The sequence below is a fragment of the Aristophania sp. ESL1142 genome (assembly GCF_058107345.1).
The window spans coordinates 474188-494683 of record NZ_JBYLUH010000001.1 but is presented as its reverse complement, the minus strand read 5'-3'; the positions used below and the strand labels follow the sequence as shown (position 1 = coordinate 494683).

The following is a 20496-nucleotide window of genomic DNA, read 5'->3' as shown; positions in this document are numbered from 1 at the left end:
TTTCCCCTCAGGATAAGAAAATTTTTTGTACAATATCAGCAACACTTTCCTTCCAGAAAGGGAAAGAAAGATTAAAAATTTTCTTTAACTTTGTCGTATCCAGGCGTGAATCAGCCGGTCGTTTTGCGGGCGTTGGCCAGTCTTGTGTAAGAATAGGCTGAATCTCCGGCTCTTTTTGCCCGTAGCGTGCAGCTTCTTGTAGCGTAAAGCAGGCAAGCTCATACCATGTTGCTTCGCCCTGGCCACAGGCATGAAAAATATCATGATAGGATTCCTGCCAATGTTTTTGATGAATCTGGTCAATAATGTTCAGAATGATATGAGCAAGATCATCAGATGACGTAGGATTGCCTTTCTGATCACTAACAACTTTCAGGACTGGATTTTGTGCACCAGCTTTGATCATGGTTTTTACAAAATTGCGTCCGTAAGCAGAATAGACCCAGGATGTACGTAAAATCAGACTCTGCGGATGGAGGGATAAAACAGCTTTTTCACCATCTGCTTTGGTTTTTCCATAAATGGTTTCAGGGCAGATGGGATCATCTTCTTTATAAGGGCGTCCCTTTTTTCCATCAAAAACATAATCAGTTGAGATATGGATAAAGGGAATATGTCTCAAGGCGCATTCCTGGGCCACAAAGGCAGGGCCCGTAAAATTGCCTTTTTTCGCGTTATCTGGCTCGGTTTCTGCGAGGTCAACAGCTGTCCAGGCAGCAGCATTCACGACAAAATCGGGATGATATTTTTTTAGAAAATCAGGAAAATTTTCAGGATGATTCAGGTCAAAATCAGGCCGTCCGATCGCTATAACCTGCTCGTTTCCCAAAGTTTTGAGTGATTGGGCAAGTTGGCCATGTTGTCCTATGACAAGTATGGATGGACTAGAAGACATTAGAATACCTTATTGATAGGAAAACCAGTCCTGGACATGTGAAAAGCCTGAAGCCGCTTGATCTTTCTCTGAGAGTATTGCCTCTTCAGGCTTGATCGGCCAGGCAATGCCAAGCCCTTTGCAATTCCACCGGACTGAACGCTCAGAGGCCTTGTTGTATAAGGCCGTGCATTTATAAAGTACTTCCGTATTTTCAGCTAATGTTACAAAACCGTGTAGAAAGCCCGGCGGTATCCAAAGTTGTGACCAGTTTTCTGCTGAAAGTTCTGCCCCGACCCATTGACCATATGTAGGTGAACCGGTTCTGGCATCGACAGCAACGTCCCAAATGGCGCCTTTTGTAACCCGGACGAGTTTTCCCTGAGCGTATGGCGCGAGCTGGCAATGTAGTCCACGTACAATACCTTTTGTCCGTGAGAGGCTCTGGTTATCCTGCACAAAAGCCTGTTTTATGCCTGCTTGTGCCATTACTTCCTGATTATAAGTTTCGGAGAAAAACCCCCGGTCATCTTCATAACGAGGCGGTGTGATAAGTAAGACATCAGGAATAGAGAGTGATTTCACATCCATTGAGAAGATCCTTTTATGAAGCTTTGATGAGAGAGGATGATTGTTCCGATGTTTCTGCCAGGTGAAGCAACATTTGCCCTAATTCTGTCTTGGCCATGCTCTTGGCTTGAGCATAAAGCGCATCAAGGGGGATGAACCCCATACGGAATGCTGCTTCTGTTGGAGAGCCTACGAGCATACCCTGCCTTGATTGAATGGCTTGTACAAAGGTACCAGCCTGCATCAGACTGTCTGGCAGACCTGCATCAAGCCAGGCACATCCACGCCCCAAAAGGCTGACCTGGAGGCTATTTTCTTCCAGATATATCCTGTTGAGATCCGTAATTTCCAACTCACCCCGGGGGCTTGGCCGTAATTTGGAAGCCATATCGCAAACACGATGATCGTAAAAATAAAGCCCTGTTACAGCCCAATTTGAGCGGGGGTTTTCTGGTTTCTCTTCTATTGTTAAAGCCTGTCCTTTTTCATCAAAACTGATGACACCATAACGTTGCGGATCACGTACCTGATAAGCAAAAACAGTTGCTCCTTGTTTTTTTTGTCTGGCAGTTTGCAGTTTTGTACTTAAACTGGACGCAAAAATGAGATTATCGCCTAGTGCGAGGGCACAGGCGGAGCCATTGAGCCAGTCGGAAGCGATCAGGAAAGCCTGGGCAATGCCTTTAGGTTCTGGCTGGACGCGATAGGTAAATTCCACACCAAACTGAGAGCCATCCCCAAGAAGTCTTTGGAATTGTGGCAAATCATGGGGCGTTGTGATGATCATGATCTGCCTGATTCCCGACAGGATCAATGTCGTTAGTGGATAATAGATCATGGGTTTGTCGTAAACAGGCAGAAGCTGTTTAGAAACACCGAGTGTCACAGGATGAAGACGTGTTCCTGATCCCCCAGAAAGAAGGATAGCTTTCATGTCCCACTCCCTAATCTTTGTCCTGTATAACGTTTATTAAGTATGGTCTGCCACCATGTTTCATGAGTAAGAAACCACTCGATCGTTTTACGCAATCCTGTGTCAAAATTATGTCTTGCTTTCCAGGATAAGGCTTTTTCTGCGTGAGAAGGATTGATTTCATAACGGAAATCATGCCCGGGGCGATCAGACACAAAGTGGATCAGGCGCTCGTGCGGTCCCGTTGGATCGGGGCGTAACTCATCAAGGATAGAACAGATTTTTTTAACAACTTCAAGATTTGTGCGCGGTTGCCGGCCACTAATGGCGTAAGTTTCACCCGCTTTGCCAATTTCAATGGCTTTGACCAGTGCTTCCGCATGATCCTCAACAAATAACCAGTCGCGGATATTATCCCCTTTCCCATAAACGGGCAGAGGTAATCCTTTCAGCGCTTTTATAATAACAAGGGGGATCAGTTTTTCAGGGAAATGCCAGGGACCATAATTATTGGTTGTATTGGTTACAAAGCTGGGAAAGCCGTACGTGCTATGCCATGCTCTGACAAGGTGATCGGAAGAAGCTTTTGTTGCAGAATAAGGACTTCTTGGATCATAGGGGGATTGCTCGGTAAAGGCCGGGGCATCAGGGGCAAGATGGCCAAAAACCTCATCAGTTGAGACATGAAGAAAACGGAATTTCTCTTTTTGAGTTCCATCGAGAGTCTGCCAATATTTGCGGGCTGCTTCAAGAAGTGTATAGGTACCGATAATATTTGTTTGGATGAAAATTCCTGGATCATCTATAGAACGGTCAACATGACTTTCAGCTGCCAGATGCATGACAGCATCAGGTTTATAAAGACTGAATAGGCGGCGGACCTCATCAGAATTTACGATATCGATATGTTCGTGAACATAACGTGGTTTTGTATGGTCTATTTCAGATAAATTTTCATATGAAGCCGCATAAGTCATGGAATCGACATTAAGGATACTATGGTCTGTATTTCTTATGAGATACCTTATGACGGCTGATCCAATAAAACCATGACCACCTGTTACAAGAATAAGCATCAATCATTAACCTCGAATTATGTTGTGGTGTATAATATTATGGTCCTACGGCTACGATAAGAGTGCTAATTTACATTAAAGAAATTGTTCCGTCATCTTTATATTTTAAAATAAATCTTCTTTTCCGGAAGAGTAATGACAAATACTCTTCCTATTTATTTCTAAAAATTTAAGGGTCCAGCTCTTTCGAAAAAAGGCTTTACCCTTTAAGAAGAAGCACGTGAATAGTGTTGGTAAAAGATAATCTCGTGACAAACCATCTTTCTGCGGGCAAAAAGCAGAGAATTCCTTTCCTTGATGAACCTGACCTTCAGGAAGGTGTTACACGTTTCTGGTTTGTCAGGCATGCTCTGGTCGACTCTCTTTCGCGGCAGGTCATGTATGGTAACGAGGAAGTTCCTCTCTGTCTGAAAACCATGGAAGAGCAAGGCCCTGTATATAAAAATCTTGCACGTCGTTTACCTCAGCCATCCTGTTGGATAACTTCTCCCATAAAACGGGCTGTCATAACGGCACAGACTCTTCTAAAAGCGGGTGGTCTTGCTGCTGATGTGCAAGAAGACGCACGTTTTATGGAGCAGGATTTAGGGATGTGGAGTGGTTTATCTCATGATGAATTCTGCCTTAAACGAAAGCACGAGGCGTCAGACTTCTGGGCACTTTCAGTGACTGAGTGTCCACCAGAGGGTGAAAGTCTGGAAGATGTAAAAAAGCGTGTCGGAATGGCTTTGGAAAGCTTAGTGGATAAAAATGTGGGGCAGGAGACTGTGATTATAAGTCATGGGGGTGTTATCCGAATGGCCTTGGCCCACGCGATGGGGATTTCTGCTGATGCGGCACTTCGTTTCACGGTTCAGAATCTTTCAGTAACAATTTTAGAGCATATTGCTGATCAGTGGCGAGTTATTACAGTTAATTCTCTTTCTCATTTTGGGGAGAGGGTCGCGTGAAAAGCTGGTTCCGAGATGATCTTTTCAAACTTGTCTTGAAAAATGCAGGTAAACTTGCAACAGGGAAGCTGGCTGGTGCTCTATTAGGATTAGGTGCTCTCGCTTGTGCAACTCATAGTCTTGTCCCTGCTGATTTTGGTGTTCTAATTCTCGTTAAAGCTTACGCTCAGATGATTGCAGATATCGGGCAATTCCAGAGTTGGCAGGTTATTTTGCATTATGGGTCTATTCCCTGGCAGAAGGGTGAAACAGATAAGGTTAAAACAGCGATCAGATTTTCTCTCGGCCTGGATCTATGTGCAGGTTTTGCTGGCATGCTTATCGGCATGGCAGTTCTACTGTTTTTTGGTGCAAGCCTTGGGGTACATCCTTCTCACCTTTACCTGGCTTTATTTTATTGTACTCTTGTTCCTTTTCTCTCGGCATCAAGTGATTATGGAATTCTGAGACTTTTTGACCGTATTGATGTCGTCAGTAAGAAGCAGGTTATTTCGCCTATTGTACGGACGGCTCTGAGTTTTATTGTATGGCTCAAAGGGATCGGGTTAATAGGATTTGTCTTTGCATGGTATGCAGGAAGCGTCGTGAGCGACATATATGCATGGAGTATGGCCTGGTTAGAGTTAAAACGTCGGAAATTGACAATAGAATTGAGACCAGGGTTGCTTTCTGTAAGTCGTGATATGCCTGACGGTATATGGAGTTTTGTATGGTTAACGAGCGTTAATACATTATTAGGCACTATATGGGGGCCATTAAGTAATCTGGTTATTGGGCGCGTGCTGGGGACGGCAGCTGCTGGTCTCTATAGCCTGGCAAGTACCTTTATTGATGCAGTCCAGAGACCGGTTCGTCTTTTAGAAAAAAGTTATTACCCTGAAGTCGCCCGCCTTGACCCGAGGACAACCAAACCTTGGAAATTAGCGGCAAAAATGAGTCTTATGGGTGGAGGATTGGGGCTTCTCGTACTCCTTATTATTTATATTGGTGGTGAACCTGTCATCAGTTTATTCGGCCATAAATATGTCAAAGCTGCAAGTGTTATGTTGTGGATGGCTCCGGTCTTGATACTGAATATGCTTGCTTTCCCGCTCTATGCCTTACTTTATACTGCCGGAAAACCAAAAGCTTTGATCATTGTGCAGTTCTGTGCTTCAGCTTTATATCTGCCTCTGCTCATATATTTCGGACATCGTTATGGTCTAAATGGAGTGGGGCTTGCTTTTTCCTTAGGGGGAGGCTTGGGCGTCATACTTAATTTCTTGCTTGCGGTTGTAACTTTTTTCAGACGGCAGCATATCATCCTTCCTCATGAGCGTGTTAAGTCTTAAGCTTTTATTAAAGCATTACTGATGGGCGAATTTATGATTGTTTCTTTGGATGATCCTGTCTTTTCCCAGGAAAAGCTGGATACACTTTTTGAGTATATCCTTCTGGACGATGTTCCACATCCTGAAGTTTTTTTAGATGGAGAACTTGTCAAAGAAGATTATACAGCTGAAGAAATAGAGCAATCTTATCGTTTATGTTGGCAACTTCTTAAACGTGGCGTTAATTTCAAGGTTTTTCGCAACCTTATAGGAAGGCTTTCTTATAAAGGTTGTGCATCCAAAGAAGAGAGACTCTTTTTTAAATATGTAAGAGCGCGCTTTAAGCATATGCGGTTTGCCTGTAATAATTTTGATAGACGCCATCGTCAGCCTAGATTATGCCATATAATGATCTCTTTAATGGGAAAGATGCAGGACAGCTTTAAGAATGGCCAGCGTTTTGCCACGTTTAAATATGGTGTCCTGCTATGGGTGATTTTATCTCCCTTGGTTTATCCTATGATCGAAAAAGAGATTAAGGATTTTAGAGCAGATACACCAGAAGGAATAAGAGCTTATCATAGGCGTGAGATACAGAAATTAGAGGCATCATTTAAAAAAAGAGCGGAGCTCTCGGCTCATGGTTTTCATCTGATGCGTAAAATTTTCAGTCGTTGGGTAGCATTTAATGATACGCTGAGAACAGTTCGTCCTTCAGAGAAATTGAATCGGTTTTCTGCCTATCTGGCTACAATTAATGGTATGATGGGGGATCAGCATGACGAGTTTGTAGAAAAGAAATTTTCTGACAAAAAAGGGTACTATACAAATAAAGTGAGTCTGTCAGACGATATTTCTAGCAGAATTCAGACATTTCTGGAAAAGATTCAGTGACAATATGTTAGAGAAATCTGGCTTGCTTTAGAGTGTCTATAATAGCATGCCGGACTTCTTCGTATGGTCGGCAGGCGTCAATAGTTTTCTTAGGTGCTCCGTTAAATGTAAGCTCGGGCATGATAGCAATTTTTGTTTTGAGAATTTCTGGATCATGATCGGGTTTTCTCTGTAGAGATGTCTCAAGGTCAATTTCCAAGAATATAATCTGATCAGGCAAGAAATTTGCCATTTTCTGGTAAAGATGTCTCTCTATCTTTGCCATAAGGTGGATAAGAGGGTTATTGGTCCGAGCAACAGAAAGGCCAGGACCATCACAGTAACCAGGGATTTCATTTTGAGGATAACGGTCAGTAATGACAAGATATCCTGCTTCAACTGCCCGTTTGACACGTTTGAAACGATGAAATCGTAAAAGGGAAAAAGCAAATACAACACTTGCTGTGAAAAAACCTGGAATTTTTTCACCTTTGGTACGCGTCTTTTTTGCTTTATTGGTCAGCTTTTTTTCAAGGAAGCTTCCGATAATCGGTAGTTTTCCAATACGTCTTCCTAAGTCCCCCGAGCCTAATCCCAGATAGCCATAAGATGTTTTTCTATTCCGACCCAGGAGGCGAACGAGGTCATGGCTAAGAGTGGATTTGCCTGACCCATCGCATCCTACAAGTGAAATTAAATGGCCAAAACGATTTTCAGGCTGAGAGGGCATGGGCAACTCTGGCTTATAATTGTTTCTCTGGATAAAGTCTCATAACTTCATAAACAGCTTTGCTTGCTTGAGCAAGAACTAGCTCCAAAGGTGCTGTAGCATCTAAATCCAGAATTGGGGTTTCTCCGAAATTGAGCCTACTAACATCTGAAATCTTACGTGCTAATTTTCTTGGCTGGTGATCCGGTTTACGCTTTAAGGCAGTTTCAAGAGTAACATTTAATCGGATAACCAGATCGGGTCTGAAGGTTGTCATATGATCATAAAGGCGATTTTCTATTTTCATAAGTCTGTGTAAGAACCAGCCTTTAAAAACAAGATCAGCCAAAGAGGGTCCATCCATAGGTCCCGCTATAAGGGTCTGTGGAAATCTGTCAGTTAAAATGGCGAAGTTACGTTTATAGTAATGACGCATACGCGAAAATCTATAAACACGGCGCATCGACATTACAAAAGCCACGACAGTAGCTAAAAAAGAGGATTCTTTCCGCTTGCTAAGAATTTTATGTTCCTTAACATTGCGTTTTTCAAGTAATTTACCCAGATAAGGGACTTGCTTTAAAGAACGTCCCAAATTTCCTGCCTGTTTACCAAGATGGCAAAACTTTGTAGGGCGATGCTCGTTCATTATTTTATAAAGCGCGTCTCCAACAGTCGATTTCCCGCTGCCATCTGACCCGATAATAGCAATGACAGGCTGGGTACGGCCCATTATGGGAACAATACGGAGATTTTTCTTATGAAGCACGTTTATGGAACTCACTTCTAATTGGGGACGATTACTCTCTAAAAAAGAACACGTCTTCATAATGGACTTGAAATTAAGAGTAAGGATGGAGACTACGCATCCACTGCAATTTCTGGAAAATTTTCATCTGAGAGATAAAAATTCTAGATGGCAGTTTCGGGATATGGTGGGCACACTAGGGTTCGAACCTAGGACCCGCTGATTAAGAGTCAGCTGCTCTACCAACTGAGCTATGTGCCCATACCCGCTTGCGTTGATGCTTAACAGACTCTTCTTTCTCCGGCAAGGGGGTTCACTAAATTTCACCTTATGAGAAGAATGGTAAATTAAATGTTTCTTTTAAGAAGATGCAATAACGTGTCAAATTGCTCTAACGTTTCATAATTGACCTTAAGTGTTCCCTTTTTTCCGTTAAAGGTGATTCTTGTCTTGAGCCCTAGATGTGTTGAGAGTTCTTCTTCCAGTCTGACGATATCAGGCTGCCTAGGGTGGCGTTCCAGGGCATCAACCATCCCTTTTTGGGCCTGTGTTGCCAATAACTCTGTCTGCCGGACATTAAGTCCTTTATCCAGAACAATATGCATTGCCGCAATCGGGTCGGGATGAGACAGCAGGGCGCGTGCGTGCCCCGCACTCAAAAGGCCGTCCCGAAGGTGTTGAAGAATCAGGTCGGGAAGATTTAACAGTCTGAGTGTATTGGCAATGTGAGATCGTGATTTCCCTAATGCTCCGGCAAGTTCTTCCTGCGTCAGATTATAGTCATCAAGAAGTTTCTGGAGGCCTTCTGCTTCTTCGACAGGGTTGAGGTCTGAGCGTTGTAGATTTTCGACCATGGCAGCTGCCATGGCATCACTATCATCAAGAGCACGAATATGGACAGGAACTTCATGCAGCCCTGCCTGTTGTGCGGCCCTCCAGCGACGCTCTCCGGCTATGATCTGATAATGGCCCTTTTTTCCCGGATCCGGGCGGACAAGAAGAGGCTGTAAAATCCCACGGGAACGGATAGAATCAGCCAGCTCAGCCAATTTGGGAGCATCCATTTGTTTGCGTGGCTGGAAAGGGCCGGGAGCAAGAAGGTCAATAGCTAGACTATTCTGAGGGTGGGTCGTTCCGTCTGGTGCGGTGCTATGGACAGCACGGCTGATCTGAGGGGCCTTGTCGCCTAATAAGGCAGCCAGGCCGCGTCCGAGCCTGAGTGAAGAATCTTTCTTTGACATTGTCTATTTCCCTCTCAGACGTTCGAGAAGTTCTGCAGCCAGGGCATTATAAGCTAGGGCACCACTAGAGCGGGAATCGTAATCCAAAACAGACTTTCCGTGACTTTGGGCTTCAGAGATGCGTATGTTGCGCGGGATAATCGTATCATAAATCTGCCCGCCAAAAAAATTTCTTGCATCCTCGGCGACGAGAGCAGAGAGATTGTTGCGTTTATCATACATGGTTAGAACAATACCTTCCAGGCAGAGGTCTGTATTGAATGCCATACGGACGCGTTCGATTGTTCTAACGAGCTGGCTAATCCCCTCCAGTGCAAAAAACTCACATTGTAGAGGAACAAGAACACTTTGTGCAGCAACCAGAGCATTCAGTGTCAACAGCCCCAGACTGGGAGGGCAGTCAATCAGGATGATATCATAAAGCCCTTCAACAGTCTGAAGGACGTCATGCAGGCGATATTCACGTCTTTCCTGCTGGATCATTTCAATTTCAACGCCAGCAAGGTCTGCATTGGCAGGAATGATATCAAGCTGGGCTGTGTTTGTCGGGCGGGGTAGTGACGTGGGCTCTTCTTCCCCCATAAGAGCATCATAGCTTCCGCGCTGGCGGTCGCTATAATCGATTCCCAACCCTGTAGAAGCATTCCCCTGTGGGTCAAGATCGACCAGTAGGACACGGCAATGTCGTGCCAAGGCGGCAGCCAGGTTAAGGCTTGTTGTGGTTTTGCCCACGCCACCTTTCTGGTTGGCGATGGCTATGATCTGGGTATCTGTTGATGAGGGTTTAGGCACGTCTAATTTCACTAATTTTCAAAAGGACCCCATCAGGAGCCGTGATGCTTGGGAAACTCTTATAATCCATCTGCCAGTCTTGAGCAGCATCGGTCAACTCAAGAGATGCTTTTTGTCCTTTTAAAAACAGACAGAATCCATTTTCTTTCAGGAGAGGCTTTGCCCATTGCAGAAGTGTTTTTAGAGGGGCCAGGGCGCGAGCTGTAATAATATCAGCTGGTGAAAGGTCTTCGACCTCTTCGATTCTTTTTGATAGAATCGTTGTTGTGGCACCGCATATGCGGCTCGCTTCACGCAAAAAGGCAGATTTTCTGAGATCAGATTCTATCAATGTGACCGGATTTTGTGTGGCGATTGCGATTACAAGGCCAGGAAATCCTCCCCCAGAACCAAGATCGGTGATCTGGGCGTGAGGAGGAATATGGGGCAGCAATTGCAGACTATCCTCAATATGACGGGACCAAAGCGCTTCCACATCGCGGGGGCTGACAAGGTTGATCCTGCTGTTCCACTGTTTGAGAAGGTCAGCAAACAGTGTCAGGCGTTCTTTTGTTTCACGTGAAACAGACATGGAGAGAGGCTCTGTTATCATGCTCGTCCTTTCACATAAGCAAGCAGGGCGATCAGGGCGGCAGGCGTCAGTCCGCGCACTCTTTGTGCTGCTGCGAAATTATGAGGGCGTGCTTCAGAAAGCCGTTCCTGCATTTCACTGCTGAGGCCACCAATTTTACTATAATCCAGATCGTCCGGGAGGCGAAGGGCAGTTTCTTGTTGCAGGTTCTGAATATCACGTTCCTGCCGCCTTAAATAACCTCCATAACGGGCCTCTGTTTCCAGGTGCCGGCGGATGCGCACTGGGAGTTCGGCCAACCAGGGGGCGATGGCATAAAGAGAGTCTGATGAGGCCTGCGTGGCCATTACTTCCAGCAGGGAACGTCTTTTCCCATCTTGGGAAACATCAATACCATGTTGGGCAAGCTGCGGAGGAAGAAAGATCTTTTCTTCCGCTTTTGCCATGGAAGTTTTTATGGCTTCTTCAAGGGCATGAAATTTTTCACGTCTTTCATTGCCTACGCATCCGGCTTTAATCGCTTTTTCTGTTAGGCGAAGGTCTGCATTATCAGCACGTAGGATGAGACGATATTCAGCCCTGGAGGTGAACATACGGTAAGGTTCATTAATACCATGAAGTGTCAAATCATCTATCATGACGCCAAGATAGGCTTCATGACGCTGCAAAATCAGAGGGTCCAGTCCGCTAACAGAGCGGGCTGCATTAAGCCCGGCCAGTAGTCCCTGAGCGCCGGCCTCTTCATAACCTGTAGTGCCATTGATCTGTCCTGCAAGATAGAGACCAGGCAAACGGCGCACTTCGAGAGAATGACGCAATTCGCGGGGGTCAACATAATCATATTCGACAGCATAACCGGGCGTGACAATTCTGGCATTTTCCAGCCCGGGCATGGAGGCGATGATCAGTTTCTGCACTTCAGCAGGAAGTGATGTGCTGATTCCATTAGGGTACACCAGATCAGAGCCGGGATTGCCCGGCAGGGCTTCAGGTTCTAGGAAAATCTGGTGGCTGTTTTTTTCTGAAAACCGGACAATCTTATCTTCGATTGAGGGGCAGTAACGTGGTCCGCGCCCGGTAATTTCTCCCCCATACATGGCAGAAAGGTGCAGATTATCCTGAATGATCGCATGTGTTTTCGGAGTTGTCTGTGTAATACGGCAGACAAGCTGTTCGTTAGGCAATGTGGTTGTCAGGGTACTGAAAGCTTCGGGATACTGGTCGCCGGGGTCAGCAGGGAGATTATCCCAATCAATGGAATCACGTGCAAGGCGGGGAGGCGTTCCGGTCTTCAGGCGTCCCATTTTAAGACCTAAAGCTTCAAGTCTTTCTCCCAGTTTTGTGGCAGGCGCTTCTCCGATACGGCCAGCGGCTTCTTTGATCTTGCCTGTATGAATAACCCCTCTCAGAAAAGTACCGCTTGTCAGGACTACAGCGCCAGCCCCAAACGTACGTCCATCTTCGCAGACGACACCTGCTATCTTACCCTCCTTGACCAGAAGGTCGCTGACAGCGCCTTCCTGAATGGAAAGGTTTGGCGTCTCTTGTAAAAGAGACTGGATGGCGTTTCGGTAAAGGTAACGATCTGTCTGCGCTCTGGGGCCATGAACGGCAGGACCCTTGGAGCGGTTCAGAAGTTTGAAATGGATCCCTGCCCTGTCCGCAGCTTTGCCCATCAATCCATCAAATGCGTCTATTTCACGGACAAGATGTCCTTTCCCTATCCCCCCTATGGCAGGGTTACAGGACATGGTACCGATCGTGTCAAACCGGTGGGTCAGCAGGAGTGTGCGTGCGCCAAAACGGGCTGAAGCGGCTGCTGCTTCACAACCAGCGTGTCCGCCACCAATGATAATGACGTCGTAGGAAGAGGTCATGAAACGTTATTTCCCAATGCAGAATTGACTGAAAATTGTGTCGAGTAAGGCCTCTATATCAACATGGCCTGTCAGTCGTCCCAGAGAGAGCATGGCAAGACGAAGCTCTTCTCCCCGCAATTCGGGAAACGTGCTTGATTGCGCTGCGATAAGATGCTGTCTTGCTTCTTCCAAGCCAGCGCGATGACGTGCACGGGTAAGAGGCGGCGTTGTTCTCTGGGCCAATAATTTTGCAAGACGCGTCTGAAGCTCTCTCTTAAGAGGTATAAGTCCCTCAGGGCTTATTGTATTAATGCCAAGCTCATGCGGTGCGGCTGGAGAAATATCCGTCTTTGTGCGGAGGGTCATTTCTCCGGGAGCTAAAATGGAAGCTTCTTCTCCCGGGCCGAGGAGATGTAGGACGATATCGGCTTTTTCAACATGCTGACGGGCACGTTTGATCCCTTCTGCTTCGATCAGGTCATCTGTTTCGCGCAGTCCGGCCGTATCAATCAGACGTAATTTCACCCCGTCCAGTATCCAGTCAACGCTGATCGCATCGCGCGTGGTGCCGGCCTGATGGGTGACAATAGCAGCGTCTTCACCACTTAACATGTTCAGTAAGCTGGATTTTCCCACATTCGGTGAGCCGGCAATGACAATTGTTAGGCCATTGCGCGTCACTTCACCGCGTTCATCCTGAAGGTGACCTTCAATCTCTGATAAAAGTGTATTTCCTTCTTCGATTAAAGCAGCCTCAACTTCGGGGGGAAGATCTTCATCGGGGAAATCAATCAGGGCTTCCTGCTGGGCAAGAATGGTTTTTAATCGCGTTGCCCATTGCTGGTAAAGTTGGCTTAAAGCGCCGTCAATCTGGCGTAAGGCCTGTTTTCTCTGGGCTTGTGTTTCAGATTCGACCAGGTCAGCAATAGCCTCGGCCTGTAAAAGGTCGAGCCTCCCTTTTTGCACGGCTTTTTTGGTAAACTCTCCAGCTTCTGCGGGGCGGGCACCTAAATCAATTAAGGCGTCAGAAACTGCTTCTATGATCGCAGGGCCAGCGTGGAGATGAAGTTCAAAACTGTCTTCTCCCGTATAAGAATGAGGGCCGGGAAACCATAAAATCAAGGCATGGTCCAGAATATCATCTTTATGGCGTAAAAAACGCAGACTGGCCTGGCGTGCCTTGGGTAAAGGGCCTGCAAGAGTTTCGAGAATGGAGGCACAATGAGGGCCGCTTGCTCTGATAATGGCGATGGCTCCGTGACCAAGGCTGGTCGCCAGAGCGAAAATTGTCCGTGTGTCAGAATAGTTTATGGAGGTCATAACCTCCTCTTAGCGCACTCTGGAAAGAAAATCAGCCATATTGACGCTAAAGGTGAGAAAAGGCATTTTTAGTATTATGCCTCAATTATCTTTTCAGTCTCCTTTCGGTACCCTCACTCTTAGCGAAGAAGAGGGTAAAATCGTTTCTCTTGATGAAGGTCAGGGGCGCGATCAGGAAAAAACACCTCTGCTGGAGCGTGTGGTTTCCCTCTTACAGGATTATTTCGATGGGCAATCTGTCGATTTTCGGAGTGTTCCTGTTGAGCTTTATGGCACGGATTATCAAAAACGGGTCTGGCAGGCATTGCGTGAGATTCCATATGGACAAACCTGCTTTTATAATGACCTGGCTCATGAAGTCGGTGGGTCTGCACAGTCAATTGGTCATGCTGTCGGATTAAATCCCATTCCTTTGATTATTCCCTGCCACCGCGTTATCGGGAAAAAGGGCATGACGGGTTATTCCGCCTTTGGGGGCATAGATGATAAAATCTGGCTATTAGAGCTGGAAAAGGGACTTTAAGCGCATTCAAATAAAAAAGCCTCCCGGTTCAGGGAGGCTTTTTTTTAATTACGTCAGTTATTCATGGCATCGAAGAAATCCTGGTTGGATTTGCTGTAACGCAATTTATCCAGCAGGAAGTCCATGGCATCCATCGTGCCCATAGGGGCCAGAATACGGCGCAGAACCCACATTTTGGAGAGTGAGGCACGGTCAACAAGCAGTTCTTCTTTCCGGGTGCCGGATTTGGTGATGTCAATGGCGGGGAATGTCCGCTTATCGGCAAGTTTACGGTCAAGGATTAGCTCGGAGTTGCCTGTACCTTTGAACTCTTCAAAGATCACTTCATCCATACGTGAGCCAGTATCAATGAGCGCTGTTGCAATAATGGTGAGAGAGCCACCTTCTTCGATATTGCGGGCTGCCCCGAAGAAACGTTTGGGCCTCTGCAAAGCATTGGCATCAACACCACCGGTCAGCACTTTTCCTGATGAAGGCACAACCGTGTTATAGGCGCGAGCTAGACGGGTGATTGAATCGAGGAGAATCACAACATCACGTTTATGCTCGACGAGGCGTTTGGCCTTTTCCAGAACCATCTCGGTAACCTGAACGTGGCGGGTTGCAGGTTCATCAAAGGTTGAGGAAATAACTTCCCCACGGACAGACCGTGCCATATCTGTGACTTCTTCAGGACGCTCATCAATCAGGAGTACAATGAGGAAGACATCGGGGTGATTTGCTGTGATGGACGAGGCAATGCTTTGCAGCATGACCGTTTTACCAGTGCGTGGTGGAGCCACGATCAGGGCACGTTGTCCCATTCCAATGGGAGCAACGAGGTCGATCACACGGGAGGTATAATCGCGCTGGTCTTTTTTCCCCTTGGCACTTTTTGATGGTACAGGCTCTTCCTTGAGTTCTACTTCCATCTGAAGACGGCGCTCAGGGTAAAGAGGGGTTAAATTGTCAAAATTGATCCGGGTGCGAACTGTCTCCGGAGCCTCGAAATTAATGGCATTGACTTTGAGGAGTGAGAAATAGCGCTCTCCATCACGTGGAGCACGAATTTCACCTTCTACCGTATCGCCAGGACGTAGGCCGAAGCGGCGTACCTGGGCAGGAGAGACGTAAATATCGTCTGGTCCGGGAAGATAATTTGCTTCAGGGCTGCGTAGGAAACCAAACCCATCTGGCAGGATTTCAAGCGTTCCATCGCCATAAATGGATTGTTCACGTTCAGCCAACGTTTTGAGGATTGCAAACATGATGTCCTGCTTGCGCATGGACGATACGTTTTCAATCTCCAACTCTTCAGCGAAGGCCAGAAGATCAGTGGGGGATTTCTTCTTAAGTTCGGCGAGATGCATGAAATATGCGCCTTGATCTGCTCCAGAGGAGAGGGTCGTAAAAGAGGAAGAAGACACCGAAGGCCAGCAGAAGAAACATACCACGGAGTATGTGACGTGACTGATTGACAGAGACCTCGTAGAAACCTCTCTCTCCGCAGAATGTTAAATACGGAAATAGAGTGTATGTAACGAGAATTATTAAGGTGTCATCCGGTTTAAAGGATAGCGATTAGGAAAGGTCCTAAAAAAGACCGCCCAAAATCTGGATGACACTTAGGCAAGCCAAAAGATTGTGTCAAGATCATATTTGTGAAAATCTTTGGGAAAAGGGAAAGCGTGCTTTTTAAAGAGGGCTCTGTTATAGAATTCTCTCAAATATTTCTAAAAATTATGCGTTAGAAGGCTTGTTGAAGTCGTTAAGGCAGGTAGCAAGATGACCATTGAAATCCGAGTGCCCCCTCTGGGCGAAAGCCTGAACAGTGCAACCATAGCCCAGTGGCTCTGTAAAAAAGGTGATTATGTTCAGCCAGGTGATATTATCCTTGAGCTTGAAACCGATAAGGTAAGCCTTGAAGTGCCAGCTCCGGTTGCGGGGCGCCTGGATGTCATTGTGGCGCCCGGAGCTGAGGTCAAGGTCGATCAGCTTGTGGCGTCGATTGATGAAACAGCAATGCCTCCTGCCGGAGAGAAAGAGGTTCTTTTAGAAAAAAAGGAACCCGTTAAGGTGGCGCCGGCTCCTGATAAACCAGTTGAAGTGCCTGAACTCGTCAGTGACAGGCCGATTTCATCACCTTCAAGTGTGATTCAGGGAGAGGTCAGACGGGTTCCCATGAGCCGGCTGCGCCAGACGATTGCGCGTAATCTGAAAGACGCCCAGAATACTGCGGCTATTTTGACAACATTTAATGAAATAGACATGGGAGCGGTACGTGAGCTGAGGGCACAATATAAGGATATTTTCGAGAAGAAAAATGGCGGGACCCGTCTGGGTTTCATGTCCTTCTTTGCCAAGGCTGTGATTGGTGCGATCAAGGATTATCCAACGCTAAATGCCCAGATTGATGGAGATGATATTGTCTATCGGGATCATGTTAATCTGGGTATTGCAGTCGGTACAGAGCGTGGGTTGGTCGTTCCCGTCATACGTCAAGCTGAGCAGATGAATTTTGCCGAGCTTGAACGCTGCGTTGCCGATTACGGCAAGCGCGCCAGAGATGGCGCCTTGAAGCTTGATGAGCTGGCTGGGGGAACATTTACCATAACGAATGGGGGTATTTTTGGCTCTCTTCTCTCTACGCCGATTCTAAACCGTCCTCAATCAGGGGTTCTGGGAATGCATACCATTCAGGACAGACCTGTTGCACGCAATGGGCAGGTTGTCATACGTCCTATGATGTATGTAGCGCTTTCTTATGATCATCGCCTGATTGACGGGAAAGAAGCAGTCAGCTTCCTGGTGCGTATTAAGGAACTGATTGAAGATCCTAGAAGACTTTTGCTGGAAATTTAAGCACGTTTTATCAAGAAGGTCAGGAAGGTGCCCCCTGATTATTGACAGGGGGTACTTTTTTAGATCTTCCAGTCTTGCGGTACATGACCGCCATTTTCACTGATTTTTCCGTAGAGCTGTTTGATAAGCCATATATTCATGGCTTCCGTATTATTCTTGTCACCTTCATAATTGAGCTCATCGGCAAGCTTGCGCCGTGCGCTGAGAGAACTGTCCAGATTAAGCAGTTTCATCAGATCAACAATAGAATGCTGATAATCCAGTTTCATACCTGATTTCTGTGACAGTCCTCTGAGGGTCGCTTCTACGTCAATAGACTGGTTTTGCGCAGGAGAAGGTGGTGCGACTGGAGATGTGCCCTGCATTGGGGCTGGAGGGGGAGCAGAAGGAACCTGTCCCGGTTTTTGTGCCTCATGGGCGAAGTTTTTAATTCTTGAGATAATGTCACTAAAGATACCCATGGAAAATCTCCCTGGTTTTGAATGAAAGAGGCCCCCCGGTATAGGGAACCTCTTTGCAGTCTATCTTAGTAACGGTAAAGATCGTGTTTGAACGGACCATTTTGGTCAACGCCGATATAATCAGCCTGCTTTTTGGTCATTTTTGAAAGTTTTGCACCAACTTTATCAAGATGAAGCGCTGCAACCTTTTCATCCAGGATTTTGGGAAGCGTATAAACCTTGTTTTCATAGGTACCAGGTTTTGCCGTCCAGAGTTCAATCTGAGCCAAGGTCTGGTTTGTGAAAGAAGCAGACATCACGAAAGAAGGATGCCCGGTCGCATTGCCAAGATTGACGAGGCGTCCTTCTGAGAGAAGGATAATGCGGCGGTTTGGTGCTAGTTCAATTTCATCAACTTGTGGTTTGATATTGTTCCACTTGAAGTTGCGCAAGGCTGCTGTATCAATTTCACTGTCAAAGTGACCAATGTTACAGACGATGGCACGGTCTTTCATAGCACGCATATGGTCCAGCGTGATGATGTCTTCATTGCCGGTGCATGTAACGAAAATGTCGCCTCTTGGAGCAGCGTCTTCCATCGTAACAACTTCATAACCTTCCATTGCGGCCTGAAGGGCACAGATGGGGTCAACTTCTGTTACCAGAACGCGGCAGCCTGCATTACGCAGAGACGCAGCAGAGCCTTTCCCCACGTCACCATAACCGGCAACGACTCCAACCTTTCCGGCCATCATGACGTCAGTGCCCCGGCGAATGGCGTCAACGAGGCTTTCACGGCAACCATAAAGATTGTCGAATTTTGATTTTGTCACGCTGTCATTAACATTAAAGGCGGGAACTTTTAATGTGCCCTTCTTGGCCATTTCCCACAGGCGGTGCACACCCGTTGTCGTCTCTTCAGAAAGGCCGCGAATGTCTTTAAGCAGATCAGGATGTTTTTCATGAATGAGCGCTGTCAGATCACCCCCATCATCGAGAATCATGTTGGGTGTCCAGCCATCAGGACCTTTGAGTGTCTGTTCAATGCACCACCAGAATTCGTTTTCTGACAGCCCTTTCCAGGCAAAAACAGGAATGCCAACTGCCGCAATAGCTGCTGCGGCCTGGTCCTGGGTCGAGAAAATATTGCAGGAAGACCAACGGACTGTCGCACCGAGCGCAATTAAGGTTTCAATCAGGACAGCTGTCTGAATGGTCATATGCAGGCAGCCTGCAATGCGCGCACCCTTGAGAGGTTGCTGGTCACCATATTCCTGACGGAGTGCCATCAGCCCAGGCATTTCACCTTCAGCGATAGAAATTTCCTTACGGCCCCAATCAGCAAGTGTCAGATCTCGAACCTTATAATCATGTGCAGTCATGTGGACTTCCTCAAAATTCTAGCTAATCGTGCGTCATGAAACCCCAAATACGCCAAAAATACCAGCTTTCTTTCTCAAGAAACTAAGAGAAACAGGAAATGAAAGGAGATTTTTTTATTTCGCAAAATGAGTCGTCAGATGAGGCCAGAAACAGAAAGCGTAAAGGTTTTTTAGAAAGAAAAAGTGATTAAAGAGTGTCCAATCTCTTTGAGATAATTTAGGAAAGTGCCATATTACGATTTCAGTTGTCTGAATAATTGCCTGGGTGAATTATTTTCCGTTAAGGGGGGAGACAGTTATGTCCGAAAATACTGTTCCCAAATTCCCATTTGTTGTGCTTGATCCTTCCCTAAAGAAAAACAAGGGACCAGAGCGTTTAACGCAAGGGTTGGTATGGGCCATCTGCGCGACCCCTGGTGTTGGAATCAGGACTCTTGAATCAGCTGAAATCAAGTCCATTCTGGCCTCGGCAACCCCTGAACAATTTCATCTTATCGGCAGCATGCAGCAGGAAGGATGCTGGTTCTGGCTCCATTTCGATATGGTCCATAATTCTGCCCGTAATAATGTCGCTCATCTGCCAGGACTGCCTGAAGACGTTAGTGCAATGCTGGCTGAGACGGAATATGGCATTGCTCTTGAAGCTTCTGGAGATACGGTCTGGGGTGCTTTCCCAGCATTCGATGACGCATTGGCAGAGGAAGATAGGGAAATCTGCGCGTGGCGGTTTGCCATGAAGCGTGACTTTTTGATTACGACACGCCGTACGCCTATCCCTGTTCTGGGGGCTGCCTATAGAACATTGGAGAATGACCATGTTCCCCGTAATCCTGCTGGGGTTGTTGATATGGTGTTGCGTGACTTCACGACGACAGTCCGCCGTCAGCTTGGGCAGCTTGATGATGAGCTTGACCGTACAGAAGATGTCCTTTTACTGAAGGAAAGGAGTCACGATCTGGGGCATCTTGGCAGTATCGTTGGCAAGGTGCGCAGGCGGACGTCAGAATTACGCCGGGCGATGGTCCCTGTTGACCGTGTATTGCGTGACGAAGATCTCACCTTGCCTGGTTGGGCAGAGGACGATCTGCGCGACCGTGCTGAACGACAGGTTCACGCCGCTCTTGATGATCTGATCGCTCTGCATGATCGTGCACGCTCCTTGCAGGATGAACTGGCATCTAATCAGGCGGAAGAAACGAACCGGCGGCTTTATATCGTCTCTGTGATGACGACCTTGATGCTTCCTGCGACATTTGTAACAGGGTTCTTTGGTATGAATACAGGGGGCATGTTCCTGGCAAACGGGGGGATCGGTACCATTATAGCAGGAGGTATCTGCTTTCTCTCTATGGCAATTACATTTATTTTTATGAAAGTGGCACGCCTTTTATAGAAATAATATTTTAAAATTATAAATAGTTTTTATATTTAAGTGGTAATTAACTTTTTCTCTATAATAATCATAGGGAAAAGCTTTCTAATTATATTTGACGTTTTCTATACT

The 20496-nt window shown here is 46.5% G+C and carries 20 protein-coding genes and 1 tRNA gene; 6 read left to right on the top strand and 15 right to left on the bottom strand.

Translation table 11 applies throughout. From position 1 onward, the window contains the following. Window positions 1-7 precede the first annotated feature (7 nt). From rfbD to rfbB, 4 genes are read right to left on the bottom strand one after another with little or no spacing between them, the layout of a single operon-like run. Window positions 8-895 (bottom strand): dTDP-4-dehydrorhamnose reductase, encoded by an 888-nt coding sequence (gene rfbD / locus AC3B6P_RS02160; protein ID WP_489804512.1) that lies wholly within the window; start codon window positions 893-895, stop codon window positions 8-10. Between the two features lie 9 nt (window positions 896-904). Continuing rightward, window positions 905-1465: a dTDP-4-dehydrorhamnose 3,5-epimerase gene (gene rfbC / locus AC3B6P_RS02155; RefSeq protein WP_489804511.1), complete on the bottom strand. Its 561-nt coding sequence runs from the start codon at window positions 1463-1465 to the stop codon at window positions 905-907. 13 nt (window positions 1466-1478) lie between these two features. After that, entirely contained in the window at window positions 1479-2378 is a 900-nt protein-coding gene (rfbA, locus tag AC3B6P_RS02150) for a glucose-1-phosphate thymidylyltransferase RfbA (protein WP_489804510.1), read from the bottom strand. Next, complete coding sequence (gene rfbB / locus AC3B6P_RS02145; RefSeq protein WP_489804509.1) at window positions 2375-3433, bottom strand: dTDP-glucose 4,6-dehydratase; 1059 nt, start codon at window positions 3431-3433, stop codon at window positions 2375-2377. The genes rfbA and rfbB overlap by 4 nt, the downstream gene beginning before the upstream one ends. Window positions 3434-3681: 248 nt before the next feature. Here rfbB and AC3B6P_RS02140 point away from each other — a divergent pair, with 248 nt between their 5' ends. Genes AC3B6P_RS02140 through AC3B6P_RS02130 form a run of 3 tightly spaced genes read left to right on the top strand, consistent with a single transcriptional unit; the run spans window position 3682 to window position 6587 of the window. Further along, window positions 3682-4383 carry a histidine phosphatase family protein gene (locus tag AC3B6P_RS02140; protein WP_489804508.1) on the top strand — a complete coding sequence of 234 codons (702 nt, stop codon included), beginning with the start codon at window positions 3682-3684 and terminating at the stop codon, window positions 4381-4383. Beyond that, window positions 4380-5714 carry a lipopolysaccharide biosynthesis protein gene (locus AC3B6P_RS02135; RefSeq protein ID WP_489804507.1) on the top strand — a complete coding sequence of 445 codons (1335 nt, stop codon included), beginning with the start codon at window positions 4380-4382 and terminating at the stop codon, window positions 5712-5714. The genes AC3B6P_RS02140 and AC3B6P_RS02135 overlap by 4 nt, the downstream gene beginning before the upstream one ends. 33 nt (window positions 5715-5747) lie before the next feature. Beyond that, window positions 5748-6587, top strand: a complete 840-nt coding sequence (locus AC3B6P_RS02130) for a hypothetical protein (RefSeq protein WP_489804506.1) — start codon at window positions 5748-5750, stop codon at window positions 6585-6587. A 7-nt stretch (window positions 6588-6594) separates the two neighbouring features. Here AC3B6P_RS02130 and AC3B6P_RS02125 read toward each other — a convergent pair whose 3' ends face one another. From AC3B6P_RS02125 to mnmE, 8 genes are all read right to left on the bottom strand, one after another. Further along, entirely contained in the window at window positions 6595-7296 is a 702-nt protein-coding gene (locus AC3B6P_RS02125) for a nucleoside/nucleotide kinase family protein (RefSeq protein ID WP_489804505.1), read from the bottom strand. Window positions 7297-7309: 13 nt separating this feature from the next. Beyond that, entirely contained in the window at window positions 7310-8044 is a 735-nt protein-coding gene (locus tag AC3B6P_RS02120; RefSeq protein ID WP_489804504.1) for a nucleoside/nucleotide kinase family protein, read from the bottom strand. A gap of 164 nt (window positions 8045-8208) precedes the next feature. Then, window positions 8209-8284: transfer RNA gene (locus AC3B6P_RS02115), tRNA-Lys, on the bottom strand. Between the two features lie 86 nt (window positions 8285-8370). Next, window positions 8371-9264, bottom strand: a complete 894-nt coding sequence (locus AC3B6P_RS02110; protein ID WP_489804503.1) for a ParB/RepB/Spo0J family partition protein — start codon at window positions 9262-9264, stop codon at window positions 8371-8373. 3 nt (window positions 9265-9267) lie between these two features. After that, window positions 9268-10056, bottom strand: coding sequence for a ParA family protein (locus AC3B6P_RS02105; RefSeq protein WP_489804502.1), 789 nt, complete (start codon window positions 10054-10056; stop codon window positions 9268-9270). Beyond that, a complete protein-coding gene (rsmG, locus tag AC3B6P_RS02100; RefSeq protein ID WP_489804501.1) occupies window positions 10049-10648 on the bottom strand; it encodes a 16S rRNA (guanine(527)-N(7))-methyltransferase RsmG in 600 nt (199 codons plus the stop codon). Before rsmG ends, AC3B6P_RS02105 begins: the two co-directional genes overlap by 8 nt. Next, a complete protein-coding gene (gene mnmG, locus AC3B6P_RS02095) occupies window positions 10645-12504 on the bottom strand; it encodes a tRNA uridine-5-carboxymethylaminomethyl(34) synthesis enzyme MnmG (protein WP_489804500.1) in 1860 nt (619 codons plus the stop codon). Before mnmG ends, rsmG begins: the two co-directional genes overlap by 4 nt. 6 nt (window positions 12505-12510) lie before the next feature. Next, window positions 12511-13806, bottom strand: coding sequence for a tRNA uridine-5-carboxymethylaminomethyl(34) synthesis GTPase MnmE (gene mnmE, locus AC3B6P_RS02090; protein WP_489804499.1), 1296 nt, complete (start codon window positions 13804-13806; stop codon window positions 12511-12513). A gap of 76 nt (window positions 13807-13882) precedes the next feature. Here mnmE and AC3B6P_RS02085 point away from each other — a divergent pair, with 76 nt between their 5' ends. After that, window positions 13883-14329: a methylated-DNA--[protein]-cysteine S-methyltransferase gene (locus tag AC3B6P_RS02085; protein WP_489804498.1), complete on the top strand. Its 447-nt coding sequence runs from the start codon at window positions 13883-13885 to the stop codon at window positions 14327-14329. A 53-nt stretch (window positions 14330-14382) separates the two neighbouring features. Here AC3B6P_RS02085 and rho read toward each other — a convergent pair whose 3' ends face one another. Beyond that, the gene (gene rho / locus AC3B6P_RS02080; protein WP_489804497.1) at window positions 14383-15678 is read right to left on the bottom strand and encodes a transcription termination factor Rho; all 1296 of its coding nucleotides are present in this window, start codon (window positions 15676-15678) and stop codon (window positions 14383-14385) included. A 415-nt stretch (window positions 15679-16093) separates the two neighbouring features. Between rho and sucB the strand changes: the two genes are divergently transcribed. Further along, the gene (sucB, locus tag AC3B6P_RS02075) at window positions 16094-17170 is read left to right on the top strand and encodes a dihydrolipoyllysine-residue succinyltransferase (RefSeq protein WP_489804496.1); all 1077 of its coding nucleotides are present in this window, start codon (window positions 16094-16096) and stop codon (window positions 17168-17170) included. 59 nt (window positions 17171-17229) lie between these two features. Here the strand turns inward: sucB and AC3B6P_RS02070 are convergent, their stop codons facing one another. Next, window positions 17230-17631: a DUF3597 domain-containing protein gene (locus tag AC3B6P_RS02070; RefSeq protein ID WP_489804495.1), complete on the bottom strand. Its 402-nt coding sequence runs from the start codon at window positions 17629-17631 to the stop codon at window positions 17230-17232. Between the two features lie 65 nt (window positions 17632-17696). Next, window positions 17697-18992 carry an adenosylhomocysteinase gene (gene ahcY, locus AC3B6P_RS02065; RefSeq protein WP_489804494.1) on the bottom strand — a complete coding sequence of 432 codons (1296 nt, stop codon included), beginning with the start codon at window positions 18990-18992 and terminating at the stop codon, window positions 17697-17699. 298 nt (window positions 18993-19290) lie between these two features. On the opposite strand from ahcY, the gene AC3B6P_RS02060 reads away from it, so the two are divergent. After that, window positions 19291-20385: a CorA family divalent cation transporter gene (locus AC3B6P_RS02060; protein ID WP_489804493.1), complete on the top strand. Its 1095-nt coding sequence runs from the start codon at window positions 19291-19293 to the stop codon at window positions 20383-20385. Window positions 20386-20496 lie beyond the last annotated feature (111 nt).